General features: G+C 64.9%; 8 protein-coding genes. 2 read left to right on the top strand and 6 right to left on the bottom strand.

Annotated features, from left to right (window positions below; genetic code table 11):
* Window positions 1–138 precede the first annotated feature (138 nt).
* The 6 genes from CXR02_RS09855 to CXR02_RS09830 all read right to left on the bottom strand — a co-directional run bounded on the left by CXR02_RS09855 (window position 139) and on the right by CXR02_RS09830 (window position 8133).
* Window positions 139–1707 carry an APC family permease gene (locus CXR02_RS09855; protein ID WP_104061824.1) on the bottom strand — a complete coding sequence of 523 codons (1569 nt, stop codon included), beginning with the start codon at window positions 1705–1707 and terminating at the stop codon, window positions 139–141.
* Between the two features lie 175 nt (window positions 1708–1882).
* The gene (locus CXR02_RS09850) at window positions 1883–2290 is read right to left on the bottom strand and encodes a DUF779 domain-containing protein (protein ID WP_104061823.1); all 408 of its coding nucleotides are present in this window, start codon (window positions 2288–2290) and stop codon (window positions 1883–1885) included.
* Window positions 2290–3312, bottom strand: a complete 1023-nt coding sequence (gene adhP, locus CXR02_RS09845; RefSeq protein WP_181037187.1) for an alcohol dehydrogenase AdhP — start codon at window positions 3310–3312, stop codon at window positions 2290–2292. Before adhP ends, CXR02_RS09850 begins: the two co-directional genes overlap by 1 nt.
* Before the next feature lie 128 nt (window positions 3313–3440).
* A complete protein-coding gene (locus CXR02_RS09840) occupies window positions 3441–4964 on the bottom strand; it encodes an aldehyde dehydrogenase family protein (protein ID WP_104061822.1) in 1524 nt (507 codons plus the stop codon).
* A 168-nt stretch (window positions 4965–5132) separates the two neighbouring features.
* On the bottom strand, window positions 5133–6536 hold the full coding sequence (locus CXR02_RS09835) for a helix-turn-helix domain-containing protein (RefSeq protein ID WP_104061821.1): 1404 nt from the start codon (window positions 6534–6536) through the stop codon (window positions 5133–5135).
* Between the two features lie 142 nt (window positions 6537–6678).
* Window positions 6679–8133, bottom strand: a complete 1455-nt coding sequence (locus CXR02_RS09830; RefSeq protein ID WP_104061820.1) for an FAD-dependent oxidoreductase — start codon at window positions 8131–8133, stop codon at window positions 6679–6681.
* A gap of 116 nt (window positions 8134–8249) precedes the next feature.
* On the opposite strand from CXR02_RS09830, the gene CXR02_RS09825 reads away from it, so the two are divergent.
* Complete coding sequence (locus tag CXR02_RS09825; RefSeq protein WP_146072506.1) at window positions 8250–9044, top strand: hypothetical protein; 795 nt, start codon at window positions 8250–8252, stop codon at window positions 9042–9044.
* A 179-nt stretch (window positions 9045–9223) separates the two neighbouring features.
* Window positions 9224–10342, top strand: a complete 1119-nt coding sequence (locus CXR02_RS09820; RefSeq protein WP_104061818.1) for a hypothetical protein — start codon at window positions 9224–9226, stop codon at window positions 10340–10342.
* The last annotated feature ends 73 nt before the right edge of the window (window positions 10343–10415 follow it).

Raw genomic sequence — 10415 nt, 5'->3', positions numbered from 1 at the left:
AAAACTTCAAGCACGACTATATAGGTCTTATCGGCCAGATCACAAAAGGCGGGTTAACGGCAGAGGCACCCTGCCACCAAAGGGGTGGACGGGTGCCTCTGTCTTGTTTGCAGCTTTGGCAGCCGCGGGGATGCGGGCCTACCGGCGGGTGAGTGCCTCGTCGCGGGCTGCGGCCGCACTGCCGGCAAGGCGGGCGTCCGCGCCGGACTCCGTGGCGTCCACGGCGGACTTGGCCTCGGCGAACTTTTCGTTCAGGCGGGAGTGACGCTGGCCGTAGGCGAAGTAGATCACGACGCCGATGACCAGCCAGCCGGCGAAGAAGATCCACGTCTCCACGGCGAGGTTCGTCATCAGGTACAGGCACAGGACGGCCGAAACCACCGGGAGGACCTTGCCGAACGGGACGCGGAAGGACGGCTTCAGGTCCGGGCGCTTCTTGCGCAGCACCAGGATGCCCAGGCTCACCACAACGAACGCCGACAGTGTGCCGATGTTGATCATTTCCTCCAGCAGGTCAACGTTGGTCAGGCCAGCCACAAGTGCTACGGCGGCGCCGCAGATGATCTGGAGGCGGACCGGCGTCGAATGCTTTTCGCTGGTCTTGGACAGCGCGCGGGGCAGCAGTCCGTCGCGGCTCATGGCCAGCACTACGCGGGACAGCCCCATCAGCAGCACCATGATTACGGTGGTGAGGCCGATCAGGGAGCCGAAGGCGATGACCTTGGCCGCGGTGGTGTTGCCGACGGCCTCGAAGGCGGTGGTGAGGGTGGGTGTCTCGGCTGCCGCGAGGTCCGTGTAGGACACCATGCCAGTGAGCGCGAGGGACACCAGGATGTAGAGCAGCGTCACCACGGCCAGGCCGCCGAAGATGCCGCGCGGCAGGGTCTTCTGCGGGTTCTTGACTTCCTCCGCGGACGTGGCCACGACGTCAAAGCCGATGAAGGCGAAGAACACCAGCGCGGCGCCGGCGAAGATGCCGAGCGTGCCGTACTGGGCGGGCGCGGCACCAGTGAGAAAGCCGAAGAACGACTGCTTCAGGACATCCGCGGAGCCACCGGCGGTGGGTTCCGCGGCGGGCACGAACGGCGTGTAGTTTTCGAACTTCACGTACGTGAAGCCCACCACGATCACAAACAGCACAACGGCGATCTTGATCAGGGTGAAGACGTTGCCCACACGGGCGGAGAGCTTGGTGCCCAGCACCAGGAGCACGGTGAAGACGGCAACGATCAGGAACGCGCCCCAGTAGAGGTCCACGCCGCCCAGAGACAGTGCTGGCGGCACGTCGGCCCCCATCAGCGCAAACACCTTGCTGAGGTAGATGCCCCAGTACTTGGCGATCACTGCCGCGGCGGTGAAAAGTTCCAGGATCAGGTTCCAGCCGATGATCCACGCCAGCAGCTCGCCCATGGTGGCGTACGTAAAGACGTAGGCCGACCCGGCGACCGGAATGGCGGTGGCGAACTCGGCGTAGCACATGATGGCCAAGGCACACGTCACAGCGGCAATGGCGAAGGACAACGTCACAGCGGGGCCGGAGAAGTTGGCCGCAGCCTTGGCGCCGACCGAGAAAATGCCGGCGCCGACAGCGACGGCGACACCCATGATCATCAGGTCCCAGCTGCTGAGCGACCGCTTGAGCTTGCGTCCGGGTTCATCGGCGTCGGCGATGGACTGCTCGATGGATTTGGTCCGGAGAAGGTTCATAAGGAGATCCACAATCCTGATAGGGGATGGAAACAGACTTACCAACTTTACTGTCCAGCCACTGGACGCTTCCAACCGTCCCGCATCGTGAGACACCCATAGTGCCGAAGTTAATTGCGAAAAACACCTTGAGGCCCTCCTTTTGGAGGGCCTCAAGGCTAAAGCATCGAACCGACTAGACCGGCCAGTCCATCAGCTTTGACCGGATCAGGAACCGTTTGCCTTCCGGCGACTCAACCGAGAACCCGCTCCCCCGGCCCTGGACCACGTCCACGGTCAGATGGGTGTGGCTCCAGTAGTTGAACTGCTCCCTGGACATCCAGAACTCGAGAGGCTGCGGATCCAGGCCGTCGGCGATGTCGAACAGCCCCAGGAGGACGTCCGCTTCCGCGGTGATGAACTCCCCGGCCGGATAACACATAGGCGAGGACCCGTCGCAGCAGCCGCCGGACTGGTGGAACATCAGGGGCCCGTGCTGCCCCCACAACTTCCTGAGCAGTCCCAGGGCCTCGGCGGTGAGAGCCACGCGGGAGATGTCCTCCCCGGGCAACGTCACCGCCGCGTCAAGCCTCGCCCCCATCATCAGTACTTGATAACGACGCGGCCGTCGATCTTGGCGTGCTTCATCTCGTCAAGAACGGCGTTGACCTCGGAAAGCTCCCGGGTGGAGACCGTGGGGTGGATCTTGCCCTCCGCGTAGAACTCGAGGGCTTCCTCCAGGTCCTGCCGGGTCCCCACGATCGAGCCGCGGACGGTCAGGCCCTTGAGCACAATCTCGAAGATCGGTGCCGGGAAGTCGCCCGGCGGCAGGCCGTTGAACACAATCGTCCCGCCGCGGCGGGCCATGCCGATCGCCTGGCCAAAAGCAGACGGGTGTACTGCGGTGACCAGGACTCCATGGCAACCTCCGGTTTCACGTTGGATGACTTCGACGGGATCTTCGTGCAGCGCGTTGACGGTGAGCTCGGCGCCGTGCTTCTTGGCCAGGGCGAGTTTGTCGTCCGCGATGTCCACGGCAGCAACCCGCAGTCCCATGGCAACCGCGTACTGGACGGCAATGTGCCCCAGTCCGCCGATACCGGAGATGGTGACCCACTGCCCTGGCCTGGCTTCGGTCATCTTCAGGCCCTTGTAGACCGTGACGCCGGCGCAAAGCACCGGTGCGACTTCAACGGGGTCCGAGCCCGCCGGGATGCGTGCGGCAAAGCGCGTGTCCACGAGCATGTACTCCCCGAACGAACCGTCCACGCTGTAGCCGGCGTTCTTCTGTACTTCGCACAGTGTCTCCCAGCCGGTGCGGCAGTACTGGCAGTCGCCGCAGGCGGACCAGAGCCAGGCGTTGCCGACGAGGTCGCCGACAGCAAGGTCGGTGACACCTTCGCCCAGGGCAACCACTTCGCCCACGCCTTCGTGGCCGGGAATGAACGGCGGTGTCGGCTTGACCGGCCAGTCGCCCTCCGCCGCGTGGAGGTCTGTGTGGCAGACGCCGGTAGTGATGACCTTGACCAGCGCCTCACCCCGGCCCGGGGTAGGAATGGGGAGGGTCTGGATCTGAAGATCCTTGCCGAATTCGGTTACTACTGCTGCTTGCATTGTCGTCGTCATTGGCGAAATCCTTGCGTAGATAAAGCGATGGTGCGGTGGAGGTGGTGCTGCCTTCCTGAGGGGTGGCCAGGACGGTGCAGGCGGGGACGGACCAGTGCTGATCCGTCCCCGCCCGGGCTAAGGGCGGCTTAGAAGAAGCCGAGCTTGTTCTCGTTGTAGCTGACCAGGAGGTTCTTGGTCTGCTGGTAGTGGTCCAGCATCATGGAGTGGTTTTCACGTCCGATGCCGGAGGACTTGTACCCGCCGAACGCAGCGCCGGCCGGGTAGGCGTGGTAGTTGTTGACCCAGACGCGGCCGGCCTGGATCTCGCGGCCGGCACGGTAGGCGACGTTGCCGTTACGCGACCAGACGCCGGCGCCAAGCCCGTAGAGGGTGTCGTTGGCGATGCCCATGGCGTCGTTGTAGTCGCTGAAGCGGGTCACGGAAACAACAGGGCCGAAGATCTCCTCCTGGAAGATCCGCATCTTGTTGTGGCCTTCGAAGATGGTCGGCTGGACGTAGTAGCCGCCAGCCAGGTCGCCGGGCATTTCGGCCCGGGCACCGCCGGTGAGCACCTTGGCGCCTTCCTGCTTGCCGATGTCGATGTAGGAGAGGATCTTTTCGAGCTGGTCATTGGAGGCCTGGGCGCCAATCTGGGTGTTGGTGTCCAGCGGGTTTCCCTGGATGATTTTCTCCACCCGGGCCACGGCGTCGGCCATGAAGGAATCGTAGATGTCCTCCTGGACCAGGGCGCGGGACGGGCAAGTGCAGACTTCACCCTGGTTGAAGGCGAAGAGCGTGAAGCCCTCCTGCGCCTTGTCGTAGAACGCGTCGTTGGTGTCCGCGACGTCGTTGAAGAAGATGTTCGGGCTCTTGCCGCCGAGTTCCAAGGTGACCGGAATCAGGTTCTGGCTGGCGTACTGGCTGATCAGGCGTCCCGTGGAGGTTTCGCCGGTGAAGGCGATCTTGCGGATACGGGGGCTGGAAGCGAGCGGCTTGCCGGCCTCGACCCCGAAGCCGTTGACCACGTTGAGGACACCGGCCGGCAGGAGATCGCCGATAAGTTCCATCAGGACAAGAATGGACGACGGCGTCTGCTCTGCGGGCTTGAGGACCACGGCGTTGCCGGCCGCGAGGGCCGGGGCAAGCTTCCAGACGGCCATCAGGATGGGGAAATTCCAGGGGATGATCTGGCCGACGACGCCGAGAGGCTCGTGATAGTGGTAGGCGGTGGTGTCGTCGTCGAGCTGGGAGAGCCGGCCTTCCTGGGCGCGGACGGCCGAGGCGAAGTAGCGGAAGTGGTCCGCGGCGAGCGGGATGTCCGCGTTGAGGGTTTCGCGGATGGGCTTGCCGTTGTCCCAGGATTCGGCGACGGCGAGCATCTCGAGGTTCTCGTCGATCCGGTCGGCGATCTTGTTCAGGATGGCGGCGCGCTCGGCGACGGAGGTCTTGCCCCAGGACGGTGCGATCTTGTGGGCGGCGTCCAGGGCCAGCTCGATGTCTTCCGCGGTGCCGCGGGCCACTTCACAGAAGACCTTGCCGGTGACGGGTGTGATGTTCTCGAAGTACTGGCCCTTGACGGGGGCAACCCACTCGCCGCCGATCCAGTTCTCGTAGCGGTCCTTGAACGTGACCTTCGAACCCTCGGTACCGGGCTGTGCGTAAACAGTCATTGCTAGCTCCTTTGCTGTGCATGAAAGGTGGCGCCTGATGATGGCGGCCGCCGTTGGTTTCAGCGTAGGAGGGTGAAGGTTGCAGTCAGGTTGCGCGCATGTGAGCCAGCTCACTGGGGATTCGGCGTGGGGCCACGCCTGCAGGGTTCCCTGGCCGAGCTTGCGAGGTTAGGGGGCGGGTGGGGAGGCGCTCAGTTCCGCTTCCAGCCGCTCAAGGTCCGCGACGACGGCGGCCCGCTTGGGCGAGCGCGCCGGCAGCAGCTTCAGGGCGACGGTCCGGACGTCGACGTCGTCCCTCGCCTCCGGAAGGGCCGCGTACTTGAGCAGCGTCTCGGCACTGCCGTCCGTCAGGACCGCTTCGCGCATGAGCGAGGAGACCCTGTCGCGGAGGTCGATGATGCCCGGCGCTTCGGAGCGCGGCAGCACCGCGCCGCGGTAGATTTCCAGCGCAATCCGGTGGGCGCCGCGCTGCAGGCAGTTCAGCACCTGCCCGCTGTCCGGGACCAGGTCCATGGTGAGTTTGTACGGCCTGGATTCGGGGACGGCGGCCGGGTTGAGCTGCTGGAGGATCTTGCGCAGCCGGACCATTTCCGCGCGGAGCGTCATGGTGGGACCGTCGCCCGGGTAGAGCAGGACACTGAGCTCCTCGGCGCTCAGCCCGTCCGGGTGGGTGCTGAGCAAGGCGAGGATTTCACTGTGCCGGGCGGACAGCGCCACCGTTTTGCCTTCGATGCTGAGCAATGCCTGGTCGCGGCCCAGAAGCTGCAGGCTGTTGCGGTACAGGCTGCCTTCCTTCGCGCCGCCCGCTCCCCCGGCCCGCGCCGAATCCGATCTGGCCGCCGAACTGGCGTTCCGCCGTCGGGCCGGCCGGCTGGCAAGGGTGGCCGCCAGCTGCAGCCGCTCAACACGGAGCTGCGCCTGCGCGGCAGCGACGGTTGCCTCGACGAGCGACAGCGTGTGGGGCGCCACGGCACTGGCTTTGCCCGTGATGTCCACAACGCCCAGCAGCGCACCGGAATCCGGGTCGTGGAACGGGACGGCGGTGCAGCTCCACGCGTGCACGGACCGCTGGTAATGCTCCGCCCCGGAAATCTGGATGCCGCGGCCCAGGGCCAGGGCAGTGCCGGGAGCGCTGGTGCCCACGGTGGCCTCTGACCAGTCGGCGCCCGGCACGAACATCATGCCTTCGGCACGGCGCTGCAGGGCCGGATCGCCTTCCACCCAGAGCAGCCGGCCCACTTCATCACCCACGGCAACGAGCAAGCCGCTGTCGTGGCTCGGCTGGACCAGGAGTTTGTGGATCACGGGCATGATGCTGGCCAGGGGGTGCTGCCGCCGGTATTCCTCGAGCTCGTCGGTGTCCAGGGCAAGGGGCGCTTCGGGGTTGTCCGGGTTGGCTTTCAACCGGGCGGACCGCTGCCAGGATTCCCGGATCAGCCTGCGCAGGCCGGGGATTTCCGGTGTGCCCGGAAACGCATGGGCGTCGAGCTGCTCATGGGCGGCCAGGGCATGACGCTGGGCAAGTGCAATTGCTTCGCCGCCGGACGTCGGCGGCAGGATCAGGTTCCTCATCGAACTCCCATCGGTCCTGCAAGTCTACGGCCGCCGGCGCGAACCCTCCAGCGCCAGCCCGTCTTGCGCGAACGGACACTTGAGGCCCCTCTGGCTGGGGCCTCAAGTGTCCGTTCGCGCTGCTTTGGTGGGTGACGCTGGGTCAGGCGCGGGAGATGCTGATCATTTCGTCGCGCGGGACTACTTTGATGCGTTCACGCACAACGGCGGCGGTCCCGTCGGCGCCTGTCTCGCCTTCTGTCCACGCAGCGCCGAGGGCTGCTTCGTGCGCGTCCAGCTTGATCCAGCCCTCCCAAGTGGTGAACTCGATGCCGCGCTCCTGCAGGAGGTCGATGATGGCCTGCGGGTCCGGGTTCTGGGCGGGTGGGAGGGTGAGCCGGTCCTCCAGCAGGAAGCCGATGGTCTCCAGGGCGTCGCCCTTGGTGTGCCCGATCAGGCCCACCGGCCCGCGCTTGATCCAGCCGGTGGCGTAGATTCCGGGGACGGGGTTGCCGTCGGCGTCGAGCACGCGGCCGCCCTCGTTGGGGATCACTCCGCGTTTGGCGTTGTACTCCAGCTCGTCCAGTGGCGAACCGTGGTAGCCGATGGCGCGGTACACGGCCTGGACGGGGTAGTCCACAAACTCGCCCGTGCCTTTGACGTTGCCAGTGCCATCCAGCTCCATCCGCTCAAACTTGATCCCGGCCACCCGGCCGGACCCGCCGTCGTCGGGGTCCTGGTAGATCTCCACCGGGCTGTGCAGGAAGTGCAGGTGCAGGCGGCGGGAGGAGGGCTCTTCCGCTTCGGCGTGCTCCTCCACGAGCCAGTTGGTCAGCGTGTTCACCATGGTTTTGATCTGGTTGTTGCTGCGGATGGCGTCATCGGAGGCTTCGTCGAACTCGAAGTCCTCCGGGTACAGGACAATGTCCACGTCCTTCATGTGGCTCAGCTCGCGCAGTTCCAGCGGCGTGAACTTGACCTGTGCCGGGCCTCGGCGGCCGAAGACGTGGACGTCCGTGACCGGGGAGTTCTTCAGGCCCTGGTAGACGTTGTCCGGGATTTCGGTGGTGAGGAGTTCATCGGGGTGCTTGACCAGCATCCGGGCCACGTCCAGCGCCACGTTGCCGTTGCCGATCACGGCGATTTCCTTGGCATCCAGCGGCCAGCCGCGGGGAACGTCCGGGTGGCCGTCGTACCAGGACACAAAGTCGGCGCCACCGAACGATCCGGCCAGGTCAATGCCAGGGATGGCCAGGTCCGCGTCCTTGATGGCGCCGGTGGAGAAGATCACGGCGTCGTAGAAGGCCCGGAAGTCATGGAGGGTGAGATCGCGGCCGTACGTGACGTTGCCCAGGAAGCGGATGTCGCCGCGGTCCAGGACCTTGTGCAGCGCGTTCACGATCCCCTTGATGCGCGGGTGGTCAGGGGCCACGCCGTAGCGGATCAGGCCGTACGGGGCAGGGTAGGCCTCAAAAAGGTCGATACTGACCTCAAAATCGCCGTCCTTGACGCCGCTGGATTTGGTCAGGATATCCGCCGCGTAAACACCTGCCGGTCCCGCACCCACAATGGCAACGCGGAGTGGACGTTTGGAGGTGGTTTCGCCTGGGTTGGACACCGGGAGCCCTTCTGGAAGGAGGATTTCGCGCCGGAGGCGCTTAGTGCAGTGCACAGTGCAGTTGCGCACAATGTCCCATTCTAAATGTTGCCCACCGCGGGAGGCGGCATCGTGTGATGCCAGACGTTCAGCTGCCCGTCACTCTTCCTTTACCAGCGACACCCCGGCTGGCAACCATCCGGCTTGAGCCTTATCACGACCGCATGGGCGGCGTCCAGTCACAGGATCCCTGGGGAGCCATCATTTCCAATGAACGCATTTCCTTCACCTCTCTTGTTAGTCAGGCCCTTCCTGCGGCGACCCGCTGGAAGGAGCGCGAACTCGCCGTCTTCAGCGCTGGCGTTCAGCACGGCCATGTTTCCGCGCTGCCATCACTTAACGTGCGGCAACGGTTGACCAATCCCGTTGAACAGCCAACCGAAGTCCTGGCACAGGCAGTCCGCCTGCCGGCCATCCACCAACTGGTGCGCCGGATGGATCACTTCAACCAGCCACTGGTCGTCTGGCGCCTGATCTCGGCCAACCACAGGGAACTCGGCCGGGGGGTTGGCCTCTTCCCGAGCTATGCGGTGGCGGCCGCGAATGCGACGGCCGCCAAGAAGGCCGCCCAGGACCTAACCATTACCTTCGTCCAGAACCAGCAGGCCCGGGACTACGGGTGGTACGTCAGCCTGGGCGGACGCCCCGTGCTGATGGCCAGCGCCTGGTACCCCACCATCCGGGACCGGGACCGCAGCGCCCTTGCGGCACTGGACCTGCTTGGCGGCGCACGCCTGCTGGAAACAGTGATCCGCCACGGACACCGGCATCTTCCGGTTGAGTTCCCGCCCGAGCTCCTGCGTGCAGGAGCTCCCGGCGTGGAACGGCTGCCCGAAGCCCCCTTGCCGGCGCTTCACCAAACGTTCACCTGATCGCAGGTTCTTCTTAGCCAAGCAATTCGAAATGCCGGGCAGCGCCGCCGCAGACTCATAGCGGCCGGCACTGTCCTGACTACTCCGGCAGCCGCAGACCGCAGCGGCAGTGCCCGCACTGCGCCGTGGCCCACCTGCACCAGCTAATCCACTCGGTACCTAAGATGGGGAATCTTGACATGAAATTGAAGTCCTTCCAGGCTGTCGGCGCTATCTGCGTGACCGCCTTGGCACTCGGCCTGATCAGCTCAGCCAGCGCGTCTGCGGAGCCCACGACACCGGACCGCCCGCTGGCGGCCGTTGGTTCCGACACCATCCAAGACGTCTGGAACGCCCTGACCAACGCGGGCCCCATCAAGACCGTGGCCTCCTACGACGCCTTCGGCACGCCGGCGACGATCGTGACCAAGACCGGCGTCACCGCGTTTACCCGACCCAACGGCTCCGGTGCCGGCGTCAAGGCCCTGAGCGCCAGCCTGAACCCGTTGAACCACGTCTACAAGGACTCGGCCAACAACACCTTCACGCTGAAAAGGAACGACGTCGACATCGCCCGGTCCTCTTCCTCACCGAGCGTGACGGGCACCGACCTGACGTTCCTGCCGTTCGCACGTGACGCGGTGACCGTGGCCGTCAAGGACTCCACCAACACGGCGCTGAACCTGACCACCCAGCAGATCGCCAACATCTTCAGCTGCACCGCCGGTGACGGCGTCACCATCGACGGCACCACCGGAAAGCCCGTCATCGGAACCATGACCTTCACGCCCAAGCTGCCCCAGGCCGCTTCGGGCACCCGTGCTTTCTTCCTGAAGGCCACTGGCGTCACCCCGAACACCACCTGCATCCCCAACGTCGAGCAGAACTACCCCGAAAACTCTGGCGCAGCCCTCATCAACGACGGCGACATCATCCCCTTCTCCGCCGCACAGTGGATCGCCCAGAAGAACGGCGCCATGGCCAACACCACCGCTGACGGTCAGGTGCTGGCCAACATCGATGGACTCAAGGCCATTGACCCGGCCACCACGGCTCCGTCCCTGGCCCCCGGCGACCTCTACGGTAACGCTGCCGTGGCGCCCGCGAGCGGCAAGGGCACCTTCGCACGCGACACCTACAACGTGGTGGCCAGCTCCACCCAGACCAGCAAGCTCATCTACAGCCTGGTCCTGAGCAATGCCGTGACCACCAACCTGAAGACGATTGGCAGCAAGGTCATCATCAACAAGTTTGGTTTCAAGACGCTCTCCTACGTGGGCGACTGGACCATGGGCAAAAAGTCGGGTTACACCAACTAACAATTCCTCCGGCCTGGTCCTGAATTCCGTTCATAAAGAATTTACTTTCAGTACCGGCTTGCTTTACTTTGCC

The organism is Arthrobacter sp. 4R501, from assembly GCF_002929755.1.
In the GTDB taxonomy this organism is placed as follows: domain Bacteria; phylum Actinomycetota; class Actinomycetes; order Actinomycetales; family Micrococcaceae; genus Arthrobacter.
This window is presented reverse-complemented; position numbering and strand designations above follow the sequence as displayed.